The 23,707-nt window shown below is 62.7% G+C and carries 24 protein-coding genes; 9 read left to right on the forward strand and 15 right to left on the reverse strand.

The genetic code is table 11. The features are described 5' to 3' along the window. Positions 1-7: 7 nt before the first annotated feature. A complete protein-coding gene (locus tag AC04SG_RS06690; RefSeq protein WP_488550374.1) occupies positions 8-925 on the forward strand; it encodes a pseudouridine-5'-phosphate glycosidase in 918 nt (305 codons plus the stop codon). Between the two features lie 197 nt (positions 926-1,122). Here AC04SG_RS06690 and AC04SG_RS06695 read toward each other — a convergent pair whose 3' ends face one another. Continuing rightward, on the reverse strand, positions 1,123-1,446 hold the full coding sequence (locus tag AC04SG_RS06695) for a TfoX/Sxy family protein (protein ID WP_192253521.1): 324 nt from the start codon (positions 1,444-1,446) through the stop codon (positions 1,123-1,125). An 88-nt stretch (positions 1,447-1,534) separates the two neighbouring features. On the opposite strand from AC04SG_RS06695, the gene AC04SG_RS06700 reads away from it, so the two are divergent. After that, positions 1,535-2,032: a GFA family protein gene (locus AC04SG_RS06700; protein ID WP_488550375.1), complete on the forward strand. Its 498-nt coding sequence runs from the start codon at positions 1,535-1,537 to the stop codon at positions 2,030-2,032. A 144-nt stretch (positions 2,033-2,176) separates the two neighbouring features. Here AC04SG_RS06700 and sufA read toward each other — a convergent pair whose 3' ends face one another. From sufA to AC04SG_RS06735, 7 genes are all read right to left on the reverse strand, one after another. Beyond that, positions 2,177-2,557: a Fe-S cluster assembly scaffold SufA gene (sufA, locus tag AC04SG_RS06705; protein ID WP_013532156.1), complete on the reverse strand. Its 381-nt coding sequence runs from the start codon at positions 2,555-2,557 to the stop codon at positions 2,177-2,179. Positions 2,558-2,662: 105 nt separating this feature from the next. After that, a complete protein-coding gene (locus AC04SG_RS06710) occupies positions 2,663-3,055 on the reverse strand; it encodes an SUF system Fe-S cluster assembly protein (RefSeq protein WP_192253517.1) in 393 nt (130 codons plus the stop codon). Between the two features lie 5 nt (positions 3,056-3,060). After that, complete coding sequence (locus tag AC04SG_RS06715; protein WP_192253515.1) at positions 3,061-4,302, reverse strand: cysteine desulfurase; 1,242 nt, start codon at positions 4,300-4,302, stop codon at positions 3,061-3,063. A gap of 188 nt (positions 4,303-4,490) precedes the next feature. Continuing rightward, the gene (gene sufD, locus AC04SG_RS06720; protein WP_488550376.1) at positions 4,491-5,759 is read right to left on the reverse strand and encodes a Fe-S cluster assembly protein SufD; all 1,269 of its coding nucleotides are present in this window, start codon (positions 5,757-5,759) and stop codon (positions 4,491-4,493) included. A gap of 19 nt (positions 5,760-5,778) precedes the next feature. After that, positions 5,779-6,534 carry a Fe-S cluster assembly ATPase SufC gene (sufC, locus tag AC04SG_RS06725; RefSeq protein ID WP_112561411.1) on the reverse strand — a complete coding sequence of 252 codons (756 nt, stop codon included), beginning with the start codon at positions 6,532-6,534 and terminating at the stop codon, positions 5,779-5,781. Positions 6,535-6,562: 28 nt separating this feature from the next. After that, the gene (gene sufB, locus AC04SG_RS06730; RefSeq protein ID WP_488550377.1) at positions 6,563-8,080 is read right to left on the reverse strand and encodes a Fe-S cluster assembly protein SufB; all 1,518 of its coding nucleotides are present in this window, start codon (positions 8,078-8,080) and stop codon (positions 6,563-6,565) included. 245 nt (positions 8,081-8,325) lie between these two features. Then, positions 8,326-9,489, reverse strand: coding sequence for a cysteine desulfurase family protein (locus AC04SG_RS06735; RefSeq protein WP_488550378.1), 1,164 nt, complete (start codon positions 9,487-9,489; stop codon positions 8,326-8,328). Between the two features lie 240 nt (positions 9,490-9,729). Here AC04SG_RS06735 and AC04SG_RS06740 point away from each other — a divergent pair, with 240 nt between their 5' ends. Beyond that, entirely contained in the window at positions 9,730-10,404 is a 675-nt protein-coding gene (locus tag AC04SG_RS06740; protein WP_192253503.1) for an alpha/beta hydrolase, read from the forward strand. Positions 10,405-10,559: 155 nt separating this feature from the next. Next, positions 10,560-11,210 carry an FMN-binding negative transcriptional regulator gene (locus tag AC04SG_RS06745; RefSeq protein ID WP_488550379.1) on the forward strand — a complete coding sequence of 217 codons (651 nt, stop codon included), beginning with the start codon at positions 10,560-10,562 and terminating at the stop codon, positions 11,208-11,210. A 42-nt stretch (positions 11,211-11,252) separates the two neighbouring features. Here the strand turns inward: AC04SG_RS06745 and AC04SG_RS06750 are convergent, their stop codons facing one another. From AC04SG_RS06750 to AC04SG_RS06765, 4 genes are read right to left on the reverse strand one after another with little or no spacing between them, the layout of a single operon-like run. Further along, positions 11,253-12,059 (reverse strand): phosphatase PAP2 family protein, encoded by an 807-nt coding sequence (locus AC04SG_RS06750; protein ID WP_488550380.1) that lies wholly within the window; start codon positions 12,057-12,059, stop codon positions 11,253-11,255. A gap of 59 nt (positions 12,060-12,118) precedes the next feature. Further along, the gene (locus AC04SG_RS06755; RefSeq protein ID WP_488550381.1) at positions 12,119-13,762 is read right to left on the reverse strand and encodes an ArnT family glycosyltransferase; all 1,644 of its coding nucleotides are present in this window, start codon (positions 13,760-13,762) and stop codon (positions 12,119-12,121) included. Positions 13,763-13,818: 56 nt separating this feature from the next. Beyond that, positions 13,819-14,154, reverse strand: a complete 336-nt coding sequence (locus tag AC04SG_RS06760) for a lipid-A-disaccharide synthase N-terminal domain-containing protein (RefSeq protein ID WP_112561406.1) — start codon at positions 14,152-14,154, stop codon at positions 13,819-13,821. Continuing rightward, a complete protein-coding gene (locus tag AC04SG_RS06765; protein WP_488550382.1) occupies positions 14,147-14,881 on the reverse strand; it encodes a glycosyltransferase family 2 protein in 735 nt (244 codons plus the stop codon). The genes AC04SG_RS06760 and AC04SG_RS06765 overlap by 8 nt, the downstream gene beginning before the upstream one ends. A 267-nt stretch (positions 14,882-15,148) precedes the next feature. Here AC04SG_RS06765 and tyrS point away from each other — a divergent pair, with 267 nt between their 5' ends. Then, a complete protein-coding gene (gene tyrS, locus AC04SG_RS06770; protein WP_488550383.1) occupies positions 15,149-16,402 on the forward strand; it encodes a tyrosine--tRNA ligase in 1,254 nt (417 codons plus the stop codon). A gap of 115 nt (positions 16,403-16,517) precedes the next feature. Continuing rightward, on the forward strand, positions 16,518-17,057 hold the full coding sequence (locus tag AC04SG_RS06775) for a GNAT family N-acetyltransferase (RefSeq protein ID WP_488550384.1): 540 nt from the start codon (positions 16,518-16,520) through the stop codon (positions 17,055-17,057). 32 nt (positions 17,058-17,089) lie between these two features. On the opposite strand, the gene AC04SG_RS06780 is transcribed toward AC04SG_RS06775, so the two are convergent. Further along, positions 17,090-20,473, reverse strand: a complete 3,384-nt coding sequence (locus AC04SG_RS06780) for a hypothetical protein (RefSeq protein WP_488550385.1) — start codon at positions 20,471-20,473, stop codon at positions 17,090-17,092. Positions 20,474-20,568: 95 nt separating this feature from the next. On the opposite strand from AC04SG_RS06780, the gene AC04SG_RS06785 reads away from it, so the two are divergent. Together AC04SG_RS06785 and AC04SG_RS06790 are read left to right on the forward strand one after the other, a co-directional pair. Further along, positions 20,569-21,036: a peroxiredoxin gene (locus AC04SG_RS06785; protein ID WP_488550386.1), complete on the forward strand. Its 468-nt coding sequence runs from the start codon at positions 20,569-20,571 to the stop codon at positions 21,034-21,036. A 143-nt stretch (positions 21,037-21,179) separates the two neighbouring features. Continuing rightward, positions 21,180-22,463: a M23 family metallopeptidase gene (locus AC04SG_RS06790; RefSeq protein ID WP_488550387.1), complete on the forward strand. Its 1,284-nt coding sequence runs from the start codon at positions 21,180-21,182 to the stop codon at positions 22,461-22,463. Positions 22,464-22,508: 45 nt separating this feature from the next. Here the strand turns inward: AC04SG_RS06790 and AC04SG_RS06795 are convergent, their stop codons facing one another. Further along, positions 22,509-22,835: a type II toxin-antitoxin system RelE/ParE family toxin gene (locus tag AC04SG_RS06795; protein WP_488550388.1), complete on the reverse strand. Its 327-nt coding sequence runs from the start codon at positions 22,833-22,835 to the stop codon at positions 22,509-22,511. Then, positions 22,822-23,112: a ribbon-helix-helix domain-containing protein gene (locus AC04SG_RS06800; protein ID WP_352591749.1), complete on the reverse strand. Its 291-nt coding sequence runs from the start codon at positions 23,110-23,112 to the stop codon at positions 22,822-22,824. Before AC04SG_RS06800 ends, AC04SG_RS06795 begins: the two co-directional genes overlap by 14 nt. Positions 23,113-23,377: 265 nt before the next feature. Here AC04SG_RS06800 and AC04SG_RS06805 point away from each other — a divergent pair. Continuing rightward, positions 23,378-23,707 (forward strand): FAD-binding oxidoreductase (locus tag AC04SG_RS06805; protein WP_488550389.1); only part of this gene is annotated, 330 nt, incomplete at its 3' end.

A 23,707-nucleotide genomic window follows, 5' to 3' on the forward strand; every position in this document is an offset into this window, starting at 1 on the left:
GACCGTCATGACCCCGCAAAGCGCCCGCCCCTTCATCGACATCCACCCGCCGGTGGCCGAGGCGCTCGCCGCCGGACGGCCGGTGGTGGCGCTGGAAAGCACCATCATCACCCATGGCATGCCCTACCCCGACAATGGCGCCATGGCGGCCAATGTCGAGAAGATCATTTTGGACAATGGCGCGGTGCCGGCGACGATCGCCGTGGTTGCCGGCCGCATCAAGATCGGTCTGTCCGACGGCGAGCGCGAGTCGCTGGCGATGACCGGCGACGCCATGAAACTGTCGCGCGCCGATCTCGGCTTTGCGGTGGCGCAAGGCCGCACCGGCGGCACCACGGTCGCCGCCACCATGATCGCGGCCGACATGGTCGGGATAAAGGTGTTCGCCACCGGCGGCATTGGCGGCGTGCACAAGGGCGCGGAGAAAAGCTTCGACATATCCGCCGATCTCGACGAACTGGCGCGCACGCCGGTCATCGTCGTCTCGGCCGGCGCCAAGGCAATCCTCGACATCGAAAAGACGCTAGAGGTGCTGGAGACGCGCGGCGTGCCGGTGATCGGCCATGGCTGCGAGACGATGCCGGCCTTCTGGTCGCGCCAATCGCGCTTCCGCGCACCGCTGACCCTGCACAAGCCCGAAGAGATCGCGCATTTCTACAAAACGCGGGTTGCGCTGGGCCTCGGCGGCGGCATGCTGATCGCCAACCCGGTGCCGCAGGATGACGAAATCCCGGCCGACGAGATGGCCGGCTACATCGAGGCCGCGCAGAAGGCGGCGGAGGCGCAGAGCGTGACCGGCAAGGCGGTGACGCCGTTCCTGCTGGGAAAAATCCTTGAGCTGACCGGCGGCCGGAGTTTGAAGACGAATATTGCGCTGGTCGAGAACAATGCGCGGCTGGCGGCGAGGATCGCCAGGGCATTGTAGGTTCACGCGGCCAAGGCCCCCTCACCCGGATTGCCGAGACCGAATTGCAAAGAACAATTCGGGGCAATCCGACCTCTCCCCGAGGGGAGAGGAGCGGGCCAGCGTTAACTTAAGCCTCTTCTCCCCAGCGGGGAGAAGGTGGCCGCGAAGCGGCCGGATGAGGGGGCGGCCTCGACGTGAGCCTCGCAGCAGTCAAATCACTTCCCCGCTCGCCGCCCCGCCTCATAGGCCCGGCGCGCCCAGACAATCATCTCGTCGGGATCGTCAAAGGCGCTGTCGGGGATGCTCCAATACGGCATGGCAACCAGTTTGCCGTGGCGCGAGCCGGTGTAGGTCCATTGCTTGCAGCCGGCGGCTTCGAAGTCGGGCGCGCTTTGTTCGTCGGCCTTGAGCAGCAATTCGCCGCGCAGCACGATGGCGACGATGACGCCATCGAAATAGATGCCCTTGCCGCCGAACAGTTTTCGGATCGAGACTGGGCCGAGGCCTTCGAACAGTTCGGCTATGCGTTCATTGTCCATGCCCAATCATGTCATCGCGATCTTGCCTTGTCATTGCCGCAACCAAAACCATGCTGACAAGTTGAGAGCCATCCGTCGGAGTTTTGCCATGCCGCTTCTGCTCAAAGGATCCTGCCGCTGCGATGCCGTCCACTTCGAGGTGGAAAGCCACACACCGGTGCCGTTCATGCTCTGCTACTGCTCGATCTGCCGCAAGCAGCAAGGCGGCGGCGGTTTCGCCATCAATCTCGGCGCCGACTACAAGACGCTGAAAATCACGGGCAAGCGCAGCCTTGGCGTCTTTCGCGCCGAGATCGAGGATGACGAGCATCCCACATGCGAGATCTCGTCGGGCGAGCGCAATTTCTGCAGGAAATGCGGTTCGGCGCTGTGGCTCTACGATCCGACCTGGCCGGATCTGGTGCACCCTTTCGCCTCGGCGATCGACAGCGATCTGCCGAAGCCGCCGGAAAAGGTCCACCTGATGCTGAAATACAAGGCGAGTTGGGTCGAGCCGGAGATCGGAAAAAGGGACAAGGTGTTCGACGTCTATCCCGAGGAATCGATTGCCGACTGGCACAAGCGGACAAAGATGTGGGTGAAGTAGCTCTCTTCTCCCCGTCACTATACGGGGAGAAGATGCCGGCAGGCAGATGAGGGGCGGCGCGAACTTTGGAGAGGCTGGCGCTGCCCCTCATCCGTCACTTCGTGACACCTTCTCCCCGTATAGTGACGGGGAGAAGGAAGAAGCTCAAGCCGATGCGCGTGCTTCGGCGAGCGCCTTCAGGTCTGCGGGCTTCAATTCGACCGATTCGCCGCAGCCGCAGGCCGAACTCTGGTTCGGGTTGTGGAAGGTGAAGCCGGTGCGCAGCGTCGTCTGCTCGAAATCCATCTCGGTGCCAAACAGGAAAAGGGCTGCTTCAGGCGCGACATAGACATGGGCGCCGTCGCGCTCGATGTGGTCGTCCTTGGTGTTGGGCTCGGTCACCAGGTCGACCGTGTATTCCATGCCGGCGCAGCCGCCCTTCTTGATGCCAAGGCGAATGCCATGCGCGTTGTCGCGGGTGGCGACGATCTCGCGCACCCGGTCGGCGGCCTTTTCGGTCATCGTGATGACGGCGAAGCGTCCCATTCTTTTTCCTCTTCCATTCCATGCAGGTTCAAGGCCCGCCGAATGATTCCTCACCTAAAATGGTGAAGTTTTACCACCGGCGCAAGTACGCCAGCCTCTGCCAGCCTAGTACCAACCGACCGCGACCTGCGCTTCTTCCGACATGCGATCAGGCGACCAGGGCGGGTCGAAGGTCATGTTGACCTCGACGCCGGAGACGCCTTCGACGGCGCCGACGGCGTTTTCGACCCAGCCCGGCATTTCGCCGGCCACCGGGCAGCCGGGCGCGGTCAGCGTCATGTCGATCTTGACCGAGCGGTCGTCCTCGATGTCGATCCTGTAGATCAGGCCGAGCTCGTAGATGTCGGCCGGGATTTCCGGGTCGTAGACCGTCTTCAGCGCCGAGACGATATCGTCGGTCAGCCGCGCCAGTTCATCGGCCGGAATGGTCGAAGCTGAAACCAGCGGATTGATGGCCGCTTCCGGCGCGGTCTCTGTGGTGTGGCTCGCATCATCCATGGTCATCATCCAAAGAACTTGCGCGCTTTTTCAAGCGCTTCGGCCAAAGCGTCGACTTCGGCCCTTGTATTATACATGCCGAACGATGCCCTGCATGTGGAGGTTACGCCAAAGCGTTTCAACAGCGGCTGGGCGCAATGGGTGCCGGCGCGGACCGCTACACCTTGCCTGTCTATCACCATCGACACGTCATGGGCGTGAATGCCCTGCAATTCGAACGAGATGATGGCGCCCTTGCCGGGAGCATCGCCGAAGATGCGCAGTGAATTGATGGCGCGCAGCCGTTCATGCGCATAGGTCTTGAGATCGGCCTCGTGGGCGGCGATGCGCTCGCGGCCGATTTTTTCCATGTACTCCAGTGCTGCACCGAGACCGATCGCCTGCACGATCGGCGGCGTGCCGGCCTCGAAGCGATGCGGCGGCTCGTTATAGGTGACGATGTCTTCCGTCACCTCCTCGATCATCTCGCCGCCGCCCATGAAGGGGCGCATGCCCTGCAGAATGTCCTTCTTGCCGTAGAGCACGCCGATGCCCGAGGGGCCGTAGACCTTGTGGCCGGTAAAGACGAAGAAGTCGCAGTCGAGATCCTGGACGTCGATCGGCATATGCACGGCGCTCTGGCTGCCGTCGACGAGCACCGGAATGCCGCGGGCATGCGCGATGCGCACGATCTCCTTGATCGGCGTCACCGTGCCCAGCGCGTTCGACATCTGGGTGATCGCGACAAGCTTGGTGCGGTCGGTCAGGCGCTTTTCGAATTCCTCGATGTGGAAGACGCCGAGATCGTCGACCGGCACCCAGACCAGCTTGGCGCCCTGGCGTTCGCGGATGAAATGCCACGGCACGATGTTGGAGTGGTGCTCCATGATCGACAGCACGATCTCGTCGCCCTCGCCGATATTGGGCATGCCATAGCCGTAAGCGACGGTGTTGATCGCCGCGGTCGTGTTCGAGGTGAAGACGATGTTGTCGGTGCTCGGCGCATTGAGGAAGCGGCGCACCGTCTCCCGTGCCTTTTCATAGGCGTCGGTCGCCGCGTTGGACAGGAAATGCAGGCCGCGATGAACGTTGGCGTATTCCTGGGAATAGGCGTGCTGGATTGTATCCAGCACCACCTGCGGCTTCTGCGCCGAGGCGCCATTGTCGAGATAGACGAGCGGTTTGCCGTAGACTTCGCGCGACAGGATCGGGAAGTCGCGGCGGATCGCCTCGACGTCGTAAGGGGTGGTTTCGATTTTCTGGTCCATTACAAGCTCTCTTGAGGCACCGCCGCCTCACTCCGTCACGCACCCCTCATCCGACCGAGCTTCGCTCGGCCACCTTCTCCCACAAGGGGAGAAGGTCTAGCGCTTCACCTTCTCCCCTTGTGGGAGAAGGTGGCTTGGCGCGTTAGCGCCAAGACGGATGAGGGGTGGCTTGGCCAGGCCACATCCAATTACCCGTGCGTCACGAACCAGTCGTCCAGCCTTGTTTCCAAGGCTTCGACGATCGCCTCGTCGTCCAGTTCCTCGATCACTTCGGCGACGAACGCTTTCACCAGAAGCCCCCGCGCGCTCTTCTCGTCGATGCCGCGCGCCATCAGATAGAACAGGTGGTTGTGGTCGATTTCGGTGACAGTCGCGCCGTGGCCGCAGACGACGTCGTCGGCGAAGATTTCCAGCTCCGGCTTGGTCGAGAACTCGCCGTCGTCGGACAGAAGCAGCGTGTTGCAGGCCATCTTGGCGTTGGTCTTCTGCGCATATTGATGGACGTTAATGCGGCCCTGGAAGACGCCGCGCGCCTTGCCGGTCACGACATTGCGGATCACTTCCGTCGAGGTCGTGTGCGGCACGGCATGGTCGAGCACCATGGTCACGTCGGTATGGGTGTCGCCGGCCAAAAGGTTGATGCCGCGCAATTTGAAGTCGGCGCCTTCGCCGGTCGTCCTGACCACGATCTCCTGGCGTACGAGCTTGCCGCCGGCATTCATGAAGAACACGGTCAACTTCGAATTCTTGCCGAGATGCGCCTTGAACTGCGCAAGATGCGTGGCCGTTTCCGGCTGTTCCTGGACGATCAGCCAGGTCACCTCGGCGCCCTCGCCCAGGACGAGCTGGCTGACCGAGCTGCCCAGTGCCGCGCCCTCGCCGGCCTGACGCTCGACGATAGCCGCCTTGGCGCCTGCGCCGACACGCACGGGAAAGCGCACATGCACCTGGCCGCCGGCCTGCAGGTTCTGCAATTCGATGGGCTTTTCCAGTTGGGCGCCATCGGCGATGTCGACGAAATAGCCGTCGGCGACAAAGGCGGTGTTCAGCGCGCCGATGGCGTCATCGCTGCCATAGGAGTCGAGGCCCGGCGCAATCGAGCCGTCGGTCAGCTTTTCCGACAGGCGCTGGACGGTCACGCCTTCGATCGCGGGGAATTTCGCGCCGGAGACGCCGTTCAGCACGGCCAGGATGGCGGAGCCTTCGACGATGGGCGGCAACGCTTTGGTGGCGGCCGTAGAATCGAATGCCGGCACCGACGTCAGCAGTCGGCGCAGATCCGTGTAGTGCCAGGATTCGATGCGCCGGGTCGGCAAGCCGTGCTTGATCGCCTCGATGGCGTCGTCGCGCTTCAGCGTCACCGCGCCGTCGCCGGGCAGCAGCGACAGCCGCTCGCCGAAGGCGTCGATCAGCGCCGTCTCGGCCTGGGTACGCTGGGGTATCGAGTGCATGTTCATCAGCTTCGCCTCTGGCATCTCACGCGGCTTCGCCGATCACGCCGGCATAGCCATTGGCTTCGAGATCGAGCGCCAGCGACTTGTCGCCGGACTTGATCACCTGACCTTTGTAGAGGACGTGCACGCTATCCGGCACGATGTGCTCGAGCAGGCGCTGGTAGTGGGTGATGACGACGATGGCGCGGTCCGGCGAACGCAGCGCGTTGACGCCGTCCGAGACGATCTTCAGCGCATCAATGTCGAGGCCGGAATCGGTCTCGTCGAGCACGCAGAGTCTCGGCTCCAGGAGCTTCATCTGCAGGATTTCGGCGCGCTTCTTCTCGCCGCCGGAGAAGCCGACATTGAGCGGCCGCTTCAGCATCGCCATGTCCATGTTGAGCGAGGCGGCCGCTTCCTTCACCCGCTTCAAAAATTCCGGGATTTTCAGCGGTTCTTCGCCGCGCGCCTTGCGCTGCTCGTTCATCGCCACTTTCAGGAATTCCATGGTCGCGACGCCCGGTATCTCCATAGGATACTGGAAGGCGAGGAATATGCCCGCGGTGGCGCGCTCGGCCGGATCCATTTCGAGGATCGACTGGCCGTTGTAGAGGATGTCACCTTCGGTGACCTCATAGTCCTCGCGGCCGGCGAGGATGTAGGACAGCGTCGACTTGCCCGAGCCATTGGGGCCCATGATGGCAGCGACCTCGCCGGCTTTCACCGTCAGGTTGAGGCCGCGGATGATCTCGGTGCCGTCATCGACGATGCGGGCATGCAGGTTCTTGATCTCAAGCATTCTTTTCTTTCCTGAATATCTTGTCCGGTCAGCCGACCGAGCCCTCGAGGCTGATGCCGATCAGCTTCTGCGCTTCGACCGCGAACTCCATCGGCAGCTGCTGGATGACGTCCTTGACGAAGCCGTTGACGATGAGCGCGATCGCTTCCTCTTCGGGAATGCCGCGCTGCATGACGTAGAACTTCTGGTCCTCGGAAATCTTCGAGGTCGTCGCCTCATGCTCGAACTGCGCCGTCGAGTTCTTGGCTTCCATGTATGGCACGGTGTGCGCGCCGCACTGGTCACCGATCAGGAGACTATCGCAGTTGGTGAAGTTGCGGGCGTTGGTCGCCTTGCGATGCGCCGAGACCTGGCCGCGATAGGTGTTCTGCGAGAAGCCGGCGGCAATGCCCTTGGAGATGATGCGGCTCGACGTGTTCTTGCCGAGATGGATCATCTTGGTGCCGCTATCGACCTGCTGGTAGCCGTTCGACACCGCGATCGAATAGAACTCGCCCGAGGAATCGTCGCCGCGCAGGATGCAGCTTGGATATTTCCAGGTGATGGCCGAACCGGTTTCGACCTGCGTCCACGAGATCTTCGAACGGTCGCCACGGCAGTCGCCGCGCTTGGTGACGAAATTGTAGATGCCGCCCTTGCCCTCGGCGTCGCCGGGGTACCAGTTCTGCACCGTCGAATATTTGATCTCGGCATCGTCGAGCGCCACCAGCTCGACGACAGCGGCATGCAACTGGTTCTCGTCGCGCTGCGGCGCCGTACAGCCTTCGAGATAGGAGACGTAAGCCCCCTCCTCGGCGATGATCAGCGTGCGTTCGAACTGGCCGGTGTTCTTCTCGTTCATGCGGAAATAGGTCGACAGCTCCATCGGGCAGCGCACGCCCTTGGGCACGAAGACGAACGAGCCGTCGGTGAACACGGCCGAATTCAGCGTGGCGTAGAAATTGTCCGAGGTCGGCACGACCGAGCCCAGATATTTCTGCACCAGTTCCGGATGCTCGCGAATGGCTTCCGAGATCGAGCAGAAGATGACGCCGGCCTGCGCCAGCTCCTTCTTGAAGGTTGTGACGACGGAGACGGAATCGAACACCGCGTCAACGGCGACACGGCCCGATTTGTAGACGTTGTCGCTGGGCTCCTCGAGTTCGGACGCGTCGGTCTTCTGCACGCCGGCCAGGATTTCCTGTTCCCTGAGCGGAATGCCGAGCTTCTCGTAGACCTTCAACAGCTCGGGATCGACGTCGCTGAGCGATGTCGGGCCGGGCGTGCTCTTGGGCGCCGCGTAGTAATGGAGGTCCTGGAAGTCAATCTTCGGATAGTGGACGCGCGCCCAGGTCGGCTCTTCCAGCGTCAGCCAGCGCCGATAGGCTTCCAGACGCCATTCCAGCATCCAGGACGGTTCATCCTTCTTGGCCGAGATGAAGCGAATAATGTCTTCGCTCAGGCCCTTGGGGGCCTTGTCCATCGCGATCTCTGTCTGGAATCCGTATTTGTACTGGTCGACGTCGATCTTTCGGACCCGATCGATCGTGTCCTGCACAGCAGGCATAAGCGTTCTCCATCCACGCCGGGGTCAAGGCCCGACAGTTTTCAAACTATGGCATCGCCAACGGCTGCCCCTGGAGGCACCGGAAGCGGCGTAAGTTCCATATAGTGCGTTTCGACCCGGAATTCACCCGGCCACTTCTCAACGCACGGCTCTACCAGGCCACGAGGCCTGAATTGGTCTTTACTTTGAGCATCGGATTATCCGAAAACCGCTTGCGCACTTTTCGGTCCGATGCTCCCGCCGCCTCAGGCAGCTTGTTCCCTGCCCGCCCGGCGCTGGGCTATTCCCGCCAGCGCAGTATGGAACAGTTCGATATCGCCGGCACTCGTTGCGTGGCCGATGGACACGCGCAAAGCACCGAGGCTGTCACCGTAACCCATGGCCTTCAGCACATGGCTCGGCCCGACCTTACCCGACGAACAGGCAGATCCTGCCGATAGCGCCACGCCGGCCAGATCGAAAGCGATCTGCGCCGTCTCGGCCTTGGTGCCGGGAATAGCGAAGAATGTCGTGTTGGCAAGCCTTGGCGCGCCGGTTCCGAAGATTTCCGCGTCCGGCACCAGTGTTTTGATGATGGTTTCGACCTCGTCGCGGCGAACCCGCACCCCGTCCATGGTCTGCAATCCGGCCAGAGCCTGCCGTGCAGCGGCGCCGAAGCCGGCGATGGCCGCCAGGTTTTCGGTGCCGCCGCGATGGCCCTTTTCCTGGCCGCCGCCATTGATCAGCGGCTTCGGCATCATCAGATCGGCCGCGGCAACAATCGCGCCGACGCCTTTGGGACCACCAATCTTATGCGAAGACAGAATCAGATAGTCGACGTAACCCGCTGAAATATCGATGGAAACGCGGCCTGCTGCCTGCACCGCGTCGACGACCAGAATGCCGCCAGCCGCCTTGACGATTGCGGCGATGGCCTCGACCGGCTGGATGACGCCGGTCTCGTTGTTGGCGGCATGGATGGCGACCAGCGGCAGGCCGTCGGCCTTGTCATGCGAGGCCAGCGCGGCTGTCAGGTGAGCGAGATTGGCGATGCCGTTGGCATCGACGCCGATCCGCGTCACCTGCGCGGCCGGAAAACGGCCGCCATTGAGCAGGCTAGGATGATCGGCTTCGCAGACATAGAGACGGCTCATGCGCACAGTGCCGCGGCCCATCTGCCAATCCGGCGTCAAAAGCGTCGAGGCAGCCTCGGTCGCGCCGGAGGTGAACACGACATGTTCGGGTTTCGCATTGACCAGCACCGCCACGTCGCGCCTGGCGTTCTCGATCAGCCGGCGCGCCGCGCGGCCCTCGGCATGCACCGACGACGGATTGGCGACGAGATCGAGCGCCGCAATCATCACCTCACGCGCCTCGGTGACGAGCGGCGCGCTGGCATTGTAGTCAAGATAGGCGCGTGCTGCGGCCATTTTCGCTCAATCGATCCCGTCAAAACCCATTCCGCAGGGATAGCGCGTTATTTCCTTGAAATTGCAAGGCAAGACGTCCTATTTACGCGGCTTGCGGTGGGGATGGCCGAGCCGTTACGGCTGGCTATCCAGTTTTGAACAATTCTAAACTAGCTTCTAAGAAGACGCTCGCCCTGCGTCAAGGCCAGAGGAAAGAGTTGTTCCGGGCGCCGCGCATTCTTATGCCACGTGGAGTATTTTATGCCTGAGGTCATTTTCACCGGTCCGGCCGGCCGCCTGGAGGGCCGCTACCAGCCTTCCAAGGAAAAGAGCGCGCCGATCGCCATCGTGTTGCATCCGCACCCGCAGTTCGGCGGCACGATGAACAACAAGATCGTCTACGACCTCTTCTACATGTTCCAGAAGCGCGATTTCACCACGCTTCGCTTCAATTTCCGCGGCATCGGCCGCAGCCAGGGCGAATTCGACCACGGCACCGGCGAATTGTCGGATGCGGCCGCAGCGCTCGACTGGGTGCAGTCGCTGCATCCGGATTCCAAGAGCTGCTGGGTCGCCGGCTATTCCTTCGGCTCGTGGATCGGCATGCAGCTTCTGATGCGCCGTCCCGAGATCGAGGGTTTCATTTCGATCGCGCCGCAGCCCAACACTTATGATTTCTCGTTCCTGGCGCCCTGCCCGTCATCGGGCCTGATCATCCATGGCGATGCCGACAAGGTGGCGCCGCCCAAGGATGTGCAGGGCCTGGTCGACAAGCTGCACACGCAAAAGGGCATCACCATCACGCAGAAGACGTTGCCCGGCGCCAACCATTTCTTCGCCAACGATTCCGAGCTGCTGCTCGAGGAATGCGCCGACTATCTCGACCGGCGCCTGGCCGGCGAATTGTCGGATCCGCGGCCGAAGCGGCTGCGCTAAGGTCCCCGGATCCGGCATCGTTCACTTCGTGCCCGTGACGGGCGCGAATGCCGTTTTACGCTGATCCATGTGATCTGGCACGCCTGACATGTGGCGCGGCCTGCCTGAACGGTGCAGAATGCCGATTCAGCCAGCCGAAGAAGGCGTGACCGATCATGTACCAACCTCCTCATTTCGCAGAGACGCGCCAAGACGTCCTGCACGGCCTGATCCGCTCGCACCCGCTTGGGCTGCTGATTTCAAATGGACAGGACGGCCCCATCGCCAACGCCATTCCGTTCCTGCTCGATGCCGAGGCCGGGCCGAACGGCAAACTGCGCGCGCACCTTGCCAAGGCCAACCCGCAATGGCGGCTGCTGGCCGACAATCCGGCATCGCCCGTGCTGGTCGTGTTCCAGGGCGCCGACGCCTATGTGACGCCGTCCTGGTACGAGACCAAGCGCGAAACCGGCAAGGTGGTGCCGACCTGGAACTATGCCATCGTCCAGGTGCGCGGGATGGTCAGAGTGATCGACGATGCAAAGTGGATCGCACAGCAGATTTCCGATCTGACGCTGTCGCAGGAAGGCGCGCGTGAGACACCCTGGGCGGTGACCGATGCGCCGCCAAGCTACATCCAGTCGCAGATCAAGGGCATTATCGGGCTGGAGATCGAGATCGCCGAGATCAGCGGCAAATGGAAGGTCAGCCAGAACCGCCCTGTCGCCGATCGGGTCGGTGTCGCCGAAGGGCTGGAGAAGGAAGCCGCCGGCGCGCCCGACATGGCCCGGCTGGTGCGGAGCTGGGGCGGCATCGACAGCCAATAGCCGCAGCGGCTATATATCGCTGGACGCAAGGGCGCAGGCAATTCAGGGGTTTGCCCGGGTTGCCCCAATGCCGAGATTCGTTTGCCGCGATGCACCGTTGCGGTCTGGTTTGCGAGCCCGCCGGAACAGCCGGAACGTCGTTTTAGGAACCGGCAATCCGTTTGTCGTGTGGCGGAAGATAAACCCCAGCCGTGTAAAGACCAGCGCGCTAGCGATGGCAACGGCACAACCGAGACCGAAGCCGGCGACGGTGTCGCTCGGATAGTGTGCGCCGACAAAAATCCGGGTCGACGCGATGGCCAGGGTCACGGCCAGCAGCATCCATTTGCGCTGTGGTAACATCAGCAACGCCAGTCCGAAAATGACGCCCATCGTTGTGGCATGGCCCGACGGGAAACTGGCAAAGCTCGCCTCCATGGCAAAAGGATGCAGCGACAGATCGCCGAGCTTGCTGAAATTCATCGGCCTGGCTCTTCCGACGCCATATTTCAGCACATTGACGACCAGAGCGGACGCCGCGATCGAACCCACCACCATGAAAGCAAAAGAGGTCCAGTTGTAGAGGGTCATCCGCGCGCGCCTGGAAAGACTGCGCCAATCCGTCAGATTCGCGGCAAGCAGCACCAGTGCCGACGGGATGAGATACCAGCCGCCCAGGCCGAAGACGGTGAAAAACTCCGTGAAGCGTTTGAAGCCGGGCGGCCACTGCCTCACCATCGCCCCTGCTGCGTCGTCAAAACGGATCGAGACCGCGATCGTCAGCAAAAGCCAGGCCACAGCCCAGACCGACCACAGGATTTTCGGGTAGCGGGCCGGGCGCGTCGCCAGGCGCCGCCGCACGATGCGCATCGTGTCGAGGAGATTGTCGCGCGACCGACGAAACACCACAGATGGCGTCACGGGGGTTTTCACTTGGCCACCCGGTAGAGGCCAAGCGACAGCCTGTCGCCCGAGGAATAATTGAGGCCGTCGATCTCGGTGAGGCGGTTGGCCGTCTTGCCTTGCGCGGCCAGCATATCGCTCAGCTTCTTCTCGTCGGCGACAGGCGCCAGCCCGAGCGCGCAGGCCGAATCGCCGAGCAGGTGTGCGGCGACGCCGTCGACATCGGTCAGGATCGTCTTGGTTCCGACCAGGAAGACAAGGCTCGGTTCGTGATATGGCGCCGAGGCAAGCACGGTCGTGTCGCAGGGACGGTTCACGTCGACCGCAGCCTTGATCGCCGGGCTCAGCCAGATCGGCTTCAGTGACGGGGCGATCATCCCGAACAGCAAGCCAAGAGTGATGCCGGCGCCGGCCGCGATCGCACCGATGCGGGGAAGCGACACCTGCAAACGGCGGGGAAAGGCGAGATAGCCGGTGACGAGCGCGGCAAGTGCGGCCGGAATGCTCCACCACGAGAATGCCTTGGCGAGATAGATCGGCGCGCCAACCGAGACAACGGCCAGGCCGATGCTGACCAGGCCAAGACCGAAGGCGGTCGACCACCAAAGCCATGACTGCCAGCGCTTGAGCGGCGCATTGGCGTCCTCCGGCTGCAGGGTCAGAAGCCAGCCGACCAGCAGCGCCATGCCAGGATAGGCCGGCAGCACATAATGCGGCAGCTTGGTCGGGATCAGCTCGAATACCAGCCAGAACGGGATGTACCACGCGAGGCAAAAGCGCAGGCGCGGATCGTCGCGCAGGCGGTTGAGCGCCTGCAGCCCGGCGCCGACGGCGATCAGCCCGAACGGCCACATGAACAGCGAATAGGTCAGCACATAGAAGCCGGGCGGAATGCCGTGCGATTCCTCGCCTGAGGCGACCTTGCCCAGCATGTCCTTGCCGACCGCTTGCTGCAGGAAGGCGCCATGGCTCTTCCAGGTGATCAGCGCGAGCCAGGGCAGTGCGATCAAGAGCACGATCAAAAGGCCGCGGCCGACTTTCAGGTTTTTCAACCAGCGCCCATCGCGCTCGAAAGCAAACAGTGCCGCAACTGTCAGCGCCGACAACAGAGGCGCGATCGGTCCCTTGATCAGGATCGCAATGCCTTGCGCCACCCAGAATATCCACCAGAGATGGCCGGCCACCGGTTGGTTGCGGCGCGAGGCGGTGTAGATCCGCGCCAGGGCGCCTTGCGCCGCAACGCAGCAGGCCAGAAGCATGGCGTCCGTCTTGGCGTCGCGGCCTTCGAAGGCGGTGGCGAAGATCGCTGCCATGATCAGTCCGGCCGCGAGGCCGGCATTGGCGCCGAAAAGACTGGCGCCTGTCCAGGCGATCGCCACCACGGCAATGGCGATGCCCAGCGCCGAGACCAGGCGATAGATCCAGATCGGCGCCCCGGCCCCCTCGCCGCTCAGCGTCACGGCCGCCGATTGCAGCCAGTAGATGCCGACCGGCTTCTGATAGCGCGACATGTCCTGGAAGCGGATGTCGACATAATCGCCGGTTTCGACCATCTGCTTGGTGGCCTGGACGAAACGCGATTCATCGCGGTCGATCGGCGGCAGCGAAGCCAGCCCACTGGCCGTCAGCAGCAGGCTGAACAGGAAAAGCAGGACGTAGTTCCTGTTCATTGCAACCACCGGATCCTGCCTTGACCAGACTTTCCTCAGTCGACCCCAGACTTTCTTCAATCGACCTTTGTCATCGCCGCCGCTTTGCGCTCATTGGCGATGAGCCAAAGATTTCTGACATAGATGAACATGCCCATCGCCTGGCCGGCGATGAACACCGGATCCTGGCGCACGATGGCATAGATCAGCAACAGGCCGCCGCCGAACAGCGAAAAGAACCAGAAAGCGACCGGCACGACGCTGCGCTTGGCCTTTTCCGAGGCGAGCCACTGCACGACGAAGCGCATGGTGAAGAAGAACTGGGCGACGAAGCCGAGCAGGATCCAGGCGTCGAACTGCTTGATGAAAACCTGGTGCAGCCAGGTCGCCAGTTCCTGAAACACGTTAGCCATGCGTGATTTCCTCTACCGTTGGCATCCTGCGGCGCCGGCGCCGAAGCCACCAGACGCCGGCGAGATCGAGCACGCCCTGCAGGCCGCGGTCGAAGATGCCGTAATTCGACTTGCCGTGGCGCCGCGAGCGGTCGACGACGTCGCAGTGCACGACGCGGTAACCTTCCTGGATGACCAGCGCCGGAACAAAACGATGCGTGCCGTCGAAGAACGGCAGTTTGCGCAGAATATCGGTGTGGATCGCCTTCAGGCCACAGCCGGTGTCGCGGGTGTCGTCATGCAGGATCGCGCCACGCAGCCAGTTGGCGAAGCGCGACGCCAGTTGCTTGATCTTGCTGTCGCGGCGCTTCAGCCGCTGCCCTTGCGCGGCGCCGAAATCAGGCCCGGCCTTGCGCAGCGCGTCGACCAGCACGGGGATATATTGGGGATCGTTCTGGCCATCACCATCGATGGTTGCGACGATGGCGCCGCGCGCCGCCCAGGCGCCCGAGCGCACCGAAAGCGACTGGCCGGCGGATTTTTCGTGGCGCAGCTGACGAAGCGGAAACGGGCGTCTGGCTGCCTCGGCGGCAAGCACGGAAGCCGTATCGTCGGTCGAACCGTCATTGACGACGATGATTTCGAAGTCGCGTCCGGTCATCGCGGCCTCGATCTCATCGATCAGAAGCGGCAGGTTCGCCGCCTCGTTGCGGCAAGGAATGACGATGGATATCAATGCGTCCGGCATATGTCGCGTCGGGCTCTGTCACAGGATATGGCATTTTGGCGGATGCCGTGCGGTGCCGTTCCAGCGGATCGAAGGTTGCATGAACCCGTTGGCGCGGCGCCTCATTACGCCAGCCGGCAAGATGAAGCAAGCGCGCGCGGCAGCCCAGCATATGCCGTCTCTGCGGACGCAAACCGGAAACCACTTTTGCTTCGGCCGCTTGGATGCTAAACGCCCGCGTTCGTATCACGCCGGGCAGTTGGGGTCCGGCGCTTTCAGGAAGAAACAATGTCTGCCTTCAAATCCGATTTCCTGCGCGTCATGAGCGAGCGCGGTTTCATCCATCAGATCTCGGATGAGACCGGGCTGGATCAACTTTTCGCGAAGGAAACGGTGACCGCCTATATCGGCTTCGACGCAACCGCAAAAAGCCTGCATGCCGGGTCGCTGATCCAGATCATGATGTTGCACTGGCTGCAGCAGACCGGCCACCGGCCGATCGCGCTGATGGGCGGCGGCACTTCGATGATCGGCGATCCGTCCTTCAAGGACGAGGCGCGCAAGCTGCTGACGCCAGCGGATATCGAGGACAATCTGGCCGGCATCCGCCGCAACTTTGCGCCTTACCTCACATTCGGCAGCGGACCCAACGACGCCATCATGGTCAACAACGCCGACTGGCTGATGGAGATCAACTACGTCAACTTCCTGCGTGATGTCGGCCGGCATTTTTCCGTCAACCGCATGCTCGCCTTCGATTCGGTCAAGCTCAGGCTCGACCGCGAGCAGTCGCTGTCGTTCCTCGAATTCAACTACATGATCCTGCAGGCCTACGACTTCGTCGAGCTCTACAAGCGTCAGGGCTGCCGGCTGCAGATGGGCGGCTCCGACCAGTGGGGCAACATCGTCAACGGTATCGATCTTGGCCATCGCATGGAAAATGCGCAGCTTTACGCGCTGACCACGCCGCTGCTCACCACCTCGTCCGGCGCCAAGATGGGCAAATCGGCGTCAGGCGCGGTCTGGCTCGATGCCGAGATGCTGAGCCCCTACGAATTCTGGCAATACTGGCGCAACACCGAGGACGCCGATGTCGGCCGCTTCCTCAAGCTGTATACGACGCTGGCCCTGGATGAGGTCGCGCGCCTGGCAGCGCTGGGTGGTTCCGAGATCAACGAGGCGAAGAAAGTTCTCGCCACCGAGATCACCGCCACGCTGCACGGCCGTGAGGCGGCGGAAAAGGCCAGCGAGACGGCTCGCAAGACTTTTGAGGAAGGCGTGACGGCCGAAACCCTGCCGACCGTCGAGGTCGACGGCGCAGCGCTCGAAGCCGGCATCGGCATCCTGTCGCTGTTGGTCACCGCGGGCCTTGCCGGGTCCAACGGCGAGGCGCGGCGTCACATCCAGGGCGGCGCCGTGCGCCTCAACGACCAGTCAATATCGGATGACCGCAGGATGGTGACACCTCGGGATCTCAGTCCGGAAAACGTCGCAAAGCTTTCATTGGGCAAGAAAAAACACGTTCTGGTGCGGCCGGTGTGACCGGACGGCATCAGGAGGAAACACAAGCGCGGCCGTAACGACATTCGGCTGAAACACACCTCTTGCTACTTCCTGCCGCCGAGCGCGACCGGAGCGCGGTACAGGAGGCGAATCCATGGATCAATTGGCTGTTGTCGTTCGTCGCGCGACGGAGCGGGACCACCAGGCGATTCGCGCATTGGTGCGTTCTGAGCGCCTGAACCCAACGGGCATCAATTGGCCCAACTTTATGGTTGCGGTAGCCAAGGGCCGCGTCATCGGTGCGGTGCAAATCCGCAAACATAGTGATGGCTCGCGCGAACTCGGCTCGCTCGTCGTCACCAAGGAAGCGCGAAGCCATGGAATCGCTTCGAGGCTGATCGATACGATGCTTGCCGACGATCAAGAGCCCATTTGGCTGATCACGGCCGTGCCCAATGCCAACGCCTATTCACGATGGGGCTTCGAGCAAATCCAGGTACGGGCGGCCCCAGCAAAAGTACGGCGCAACCATCTGATGGGAAGCATGGCGCGCATCATCTCCTTCTTCAAGCGGCGACCGATGCAACAACTGGTGATCCTGGAACGTCGCCCGATAGACGGACGGATGACTGCGCGAAAATCCGCACCAGGCCTTGGGCGTGAACGTGGTCAGGGCGAACGTGCACCCGCCTAGAATCGAATTCGGCCTTTCGGCGACTGTTCGTGCTAGCGATATTCGAAGATCGAGCGGAAAATGCCCGGCGCGATCACCGATAGCGGGTTTATGTCCAGCACCGGCTTGTTGGCGTTGCCCTTGAGCCGGTAGGTGACGCCGATCAGGCCGCGGTCGCGACCGTTGCCGAGCAGCGCGCCGACCAGCGGCAATTCGCCGAAGATGCGGTTGAGGCCATAGGCCGGCATGAATGTGCCGGTCATGTCCATATTGTTGTTCTGGTCGTAGAGCGTGCCCTGGAAGGTGGTGCCGATGCGCGGGCCGCGCAGGACGCCATTGGCCAGCTTCAGATAGCCTGAACCCTTGTCGATCTCGGAGTAGCCGCGCTCGAACTTTACCCGCGAAGTGTCGATCTTGCCTTTGACCGCTTCGTTCAGGCTGCGGCTGTCGCCCACCGGCGTGGTCGATACGATCGAAGCGAGCTTCGGTTCATTGACGATGAAGAAGTTGCTTGAGTCGACCTGACCCCGCATCGGCCCGTCGGCCGCGCCGCTGAGCGCCAGCGTGATCGAGCCGCCTTCCATGTGCTCGTAGATGTTGAGGAAGCGCAATATGGCCCCGGCGTCGGCCGACTTCATGTTGAGCGCGCGCGCGCCATTGCCTGCGGTGTTGCTGATGGTGATCGCGGCGCCTGAACTTGCCGTGGCGCTGACCTTGAGCCCGTTCACCTTGGAGCCGGCGGCGCTGTAGTCGAGCTTCAGATTGGACAGGACCTCGTCGTGGAACCCGGTCAGCGAAGTGACATCGGCGCTGACCGAAACCGCATCCGTGCCGGTTGTCTTGGTGGCGGTATCGACGTCGGAGGTGAACTGCTTGATCAGCGAGCGGGCATCGAGCGCATTGCCGCTGACATCGACCGCAAAGCCCTTGCCCGACCGCTTCACCGTCACCGCGACGTCGTCGCCCCTGTTCAAAGCGACTTTGCTGAAGCGCGCCGAAGACAGCGCGCCCTTGACCAGCACGACATCGCCTTCGACGGAAAAGCTCTTTCCATCAAGGTCGAAATCGGACAGCGTTGTCGTATCGCCCGACTTAGCCATGGTGAAAGTGGCATGGGCGGGAATGCCCGGCCCCTTGCTCCAGCCGGCCCAGGGAATGTCCAGCCTGGCGCTGGTCAGGTCGACCGCGACGTTCTGGCTGCCGTCGCCGCTCTTGTCGATCGCCACCTTGATGGTTCCCGAAATCAGCGGCGACAGGCCAGGCATGGTGGTGGCGCGTGTCTTGTCGTCGAGCACAAGCGCCACCTTGCGGCTGCGCGGCGGTCCGTCATCCCCGAGCGGCTCGATCAGATCGAGTTCAGCCGGAATGCCGTTCAGCTTCGCGTCGGCCGAGATCACCGCCTTGTCGGGCCCGACTTCGATCGAACCATCGGCCTCGGTTATCGTCTGGTCTTCGAACGGCTTGGCGAGCGACAGGTCCTTGTAGTCGAGCGTCACCAGCCAATCGAGCTTCGAGGTGTCGACACCGGACTGCAGCGGAATGTCGGCCTTGACGTGACCCGTCACCGTGCCGGACAGGTCGTCCGGCGCAATACCGACATGTCGCATTGCGTTGATCGGTTCGTAGGAAGCGAGTTCGGCGATGGCCGGCGCCTCGCCGGCGACGTCGATGTCGAGCGCGCCTATCACCGGCGGGCGGTTCGCCGCCTTCACCGACAGCGTGCCATTGCTTGCCGCCACGGCGCGGCCACTCGGCATATAGACGCTGCCCGAAGACAGAGCTATGTCGACATCGTTGCCGTGGAAGGAAACCACGCCAATGGCATCGCGGATCGGCGGGATGCGGCCGGCGGTGTCGAAGCGCGAGCCCTCGACCTGGAACCGGCCGAACACCTCGTCAGCCGAAAGCGGCACGCCGTTGCCGAGCCGCCCCGGCACGACCTGGAACTGCAGGTTGGCGTCGACGACACGGCCGCCAAACAGATTCTGCAGCACCCACAGCCGGGCATTCTTGGCTGAAAACCAGGGCCACAATTGCTTGACATGCGAGACCGGCATGTCGTGGACGTTGAGCGACAGCGAAATGCCCGGCGGCCCGTTGTCGATGAAGGCAAGTGCGGCTGTGCCCAGCACCTCGCTGCCCGATCCCGACCTGATGCCGATCTGCTCGGCGACGAGCTTGCGGCTTTTGATCTGATAGACGCCGGCGATGCGGGCGAAGAAATTCAGTGCCGGCTCGGGCGATTCCGTCGGCGCCAGCGTCGAGCCGTCGCTGGTCAGGTCGTAGCGGTAGGAAGGCTCCTCACCGGCTGCGCCGGTCGCCGGCTTGGGCCCGATCGAACCGGCGAAATTGAACGTCGAACGGCCGGTCTTCAAAACCAGCCTGCCGACATCTATCTTGTTGGATCCGGAGACAAGCGTGGCGTCGACATCGACATCGGCCGGCAACAGCCCGCGTGTGCCGAGGTCGAGCACCGAGCCGGTTAGCGACAGCGAGGCCGTCAGCCGGGAATCGCTTTCGCCCGAGCCTTCGGTCCCCGTCAGCTTCAAAGCGATCGCGCCGGTTTTCCCGCCTGCCTCTGGCGTTGTCTGTGGAATGGCCGCCATGTCGATGGCCGCATTCAACGCAGTGACCCGCAGGGAGGTCGTATCGCGGGTGGCGGCAGCGGTGACCATGAGCGCCCGGCCATCGATATCCGCCTCGGAGGAGAACTCCATGCTGCCCGGGCCCGACTGCAGCACGGTGGCATTGGCGATGTTGACCAGCTTGACCGAGCCGGCCTCGGGCAGTTCGAACTCGACATTCTTGAGATCGATCCGGCGCATCGAATCCTCGCGCACGGCATCGAGCGCATGGTTGACGTGACCGAAGACAGCGGCGGCCAGCTTTTCCGGATCGATGAGGCCGTCTTGATTGCGCAGCTCGGCTGTCCAGTCGCCGCCCGACGGCATTGCCGCGGTGACAATATGGGCGTCGGAAATCCTGGCGCTGGTCAGCCGCACCTCGCCCGAGAGCAGCGGTATCAGCCGGATGCCGAAACGCACACGCCCGGCGTCGGCCATCGGCTTGCCGTCGGCGGTCTTGACGCTGACGTCCTTGACCTGCAGCGCAATGAAGCTCGACCCGTCAAGCGTCAGGCTGGCAGGACCGACGGCGACCTTGACGTCGAAACCGGCGAGTTTCTCGATCCCCGTTTCGGCTTCCGCCCGCAGCCGCTCGCTGCCGATGCCGGTGGCGCCGATGACATAGACGGCAGCGGCGGCCAGCAGCACCAGGGCCGCGACGCCGGCAAACAGGCGGGCAAGGATGCGAAAGCCACGGCCGATCCGCGCCTTGCCGAGCGGCGGCACGCTGCAGGCAGACGGGAAAGTCCCCAGGTCGGTGATCTCGTCACGCCTGAACCGGATTTTCTCGGGCTGCGGTTCTTCCTGATCCACGCAATTTTCCGTTGTACGAATTCGATCGTGGACGAATCCCCGCTCGACACTATAACGATGCAGCCGGGCGCGTAACCTCAAACAAGGGCATCGATATGGCTGATCTCGACATTGGCGACGCTGCTCCGCAATTCGACCTGCCGCGCGACGGCGGCGGCTCGCTCAGCCTTGCCGCGTTGCGGGGAAAACCCGTCGTACTTTACTTCTATCCGCAGGACGACACCACAAGCTGCACCAATGAGGCGATCAGCTTTTCCCAGCTGAAGCCGGAGTTCGAAAAGGCCGGCGCCGTCGTGATCGGCCTATCGCCTGACAGCGTAAAGAAGCACGACAAATTCAAAACCAAATACGATCTCACCGTCGACCTGGTTGCCGACGAGGAGCGCAAAGTGATCGAGGCCTACAATCTGTGGGTCGAAAAGACGATGTATGGCCGCAACTATATGGGCGTCGAACGAGCGACGTTCCTGATCGGCAAGGACGGCCGGATCGCCGGCATCTGGCACAAGGTCCGGGTAAAAGGTCATGCCGAAGCGGTGCTGGAGGCGGTGCGCGCGCTCTGACACGCCGCCGATCTCACCACCCTGCCCGCAACCCGCCACTCGTTTTGCGCGCATCCTTGCCGGCCGGCACCCACGGCAAAGCTTTGTTAACCCTAATAATGTGTAATCAGGCTTCGTTGGTGTCGTAACGAAAGCTTGGTCCCGTGAACCTAACCGGTCAGTCAGCGGTCTTCGGCAGACGCAAGGAGCCCCATACGGTCATCATTGCGCGGGGCAATGAAATCCGACATTTCACCATCCGTCCGTGGCTCGTCGCCTTTCTTGGTTCGGCACTGGCGGCAATCGCCATCGGCTATCTGCTGGCAACCTCCTATCTGGTGCTGCGCGACGATCTGATCGGCGCCACCACGGCGCGGCAGGCGCGCATGCAGCAGGCCTATGAGGACCGCATCTCGGCATTGCGCGCCCAGGTCGACCGCATCACCAGCCGCCAGCTTCTGGACCAGAAACTGATGGAAACCAAAGTCAGTGAACTGCTCGAGCGGCAGAGCCAGCTCAGCCAACGCCATGGCCGCCTCGGCCCGATCCTCGAACGGGCCGAAAACGAAGTCGGAACGCCGCCAACCGCTGATGCGGCAACGGCAGCAAAGCCCGACGAGCATGCCGAACTGACCGGCGGCGAGCCCTTGGCCTATTCGGTCGCCAGCCTCGGCTCGGGCGACACCAGGCCGTTCTCTTTGTGGTCGACCCGCTCCGATCCGCTGCCAAGCGAAACGGCGGCGGACCGTGCCGACAAGCTGTTCGTCTCGATCAACGATTCGCTCAAGGCCATCGAAAGCCAGCAGCTCACCCGTATCGCCACGCTTGCCGACAATGCCTACAAGAGCGCCGATGCCATCACCCAGGCGCTCGAGGCGGCCGGCCTGCCGGTCGACAGCGATTTCGGCAAAAACGAAAGCGATGTCGGCGGACCGCTGATCCCGCTGGACTCCTCGATGATGTTCGACAGCAAGGTCAAGGAACTCGACGAGGCGCTGGATACGCTCGACCAGTTGAAGAAGGAGGCGCGGCGGCTGCCGCTCGCCAACCCTGCCCCCGGCCATTCCGTCACCAGCCCGTTCGGCGTGCGCACCGACCCGATCCTTGGCACCGCGGCCCTGCATTCAGGCATGGATTTCCGCGCGCCGATTGGCATGGCGGCCAAGGTCACTGCGGCCGGCGTCGTCACCAAGGCCGGCTGGAACGGCGGCTATGGCCGCATGGTCGAGGTCGACCATGGCAATGGCTTTGCCACACGCTATGGGCATTTGAGCGAAATCGATGTGGCCGTTGGTCAGAAACTCGCCGCCGGCGACATTGTCGGCAAGACCGGCAGCAGTGGCCGCTCCACCGGCCCGCATCTGCACTACGAGGTCCGCCACAATGGCGAGGCCATCGACCCGCTCCGCTTCCTGACCGTGGGCAAGAAGGTCGAGCAATATCTTTAAGGGCCAATTCATTCGCGTCAGCGCGACTTGGACTTATGCGCCAGGCTAATCCTCGGTGCTTTCGTCATGGCGCCGGTATGCTGCCTCATAGTCACGGCCGCCGTAGAACACATTGACGATTTCCACGGTTTTTCCGACTCGATAGACGATTACGGCGCTGCGCTCAAAGGGCACCGTACGCAACCCCGGCTGAAGGTCGTCACGCGGTCGGCCGCCGTGCGGTACATCGCCAATCCTGCGGCACCGGCCGAGAATTCTGCCGATAAAGCCGGAGGCAACAGCATGGCTTTGGCTGGCAAGCGCTATGGAGCGATAGATTGCCTTTAGGTCGGTGAGTGCTTCGGGCCGCAACGTGACCTTAGCGCGTCGCATTAGGGGAGCCAGCGGCCTCGCTTTCCATGAACCGGGCCATCTCGGCCTCGGCCTCCTCCAAAGTCAGGCTGGGGCGTGGATCATCGATGGAGCGACGGATTCGGGCGCGCATAGCCTCCAGGCGCTCGGCGTCCTCAATGCGTTGCCGCTGCCACACTCGCACGGCATCACGCATAGCCTCGCTGGTGGTGGCAAATTCGCCAGCCTCCACACTTTCTCGGATAGCCTGCATCTGCTCACGAGCCATAGTAACGCTGACTTTTTCGGCGTTGTTCATGACTAGGGGCTCCCTAAATTTCCACTCCACAAGGTAGGATAAATTCCGACCAGACGCCAGAAATTTGTGGCCTAACGTATGCGCGCTATGGCCACCGCTACAGGTTTATACGCCAAGAACAAGGAGCGCCATTGACTCAAACTGAGTTGTAGGATGATATGTATCACCCTATAGCCCAACATCATCTGACGGCCTCCTAATGACAATGCATGCCCTTTCGCCAAACGTTCTCGGTGCCCTGCGGGACGCTGTCGGGCCGAATGGCATGACCGTCGATGCCGCCGGCATGGCGAAATATCTCGGCGACTGGTCGGGCGATCATCATGGCGAAGCACTTGCCGTGCTGCGGCCGGCTTCGGTGGCCGAGGTCCAGGCGGTGGTGCGGCTCTGCGCCTCGTTCGGGCTCGGCATCATCCCACAAGGCGGCAATACCGGCCTGGTGGCGGGCGCGATCGATATCGAGACCGCCGGCTCAGTGGTCGTCAGCCTGGAGCGGCTGAACGCCATCCGCCGCGTCGACGCCGACAATTTCGTGCTGCAGGCCGATGCCGGCTGCATCCTGCAGACCGTGAAGGACGCTGCCGACGAACAGGAC

This window comes from Mesorhizobium sp. CNPSo 4684, assembly GCF_057784315.1.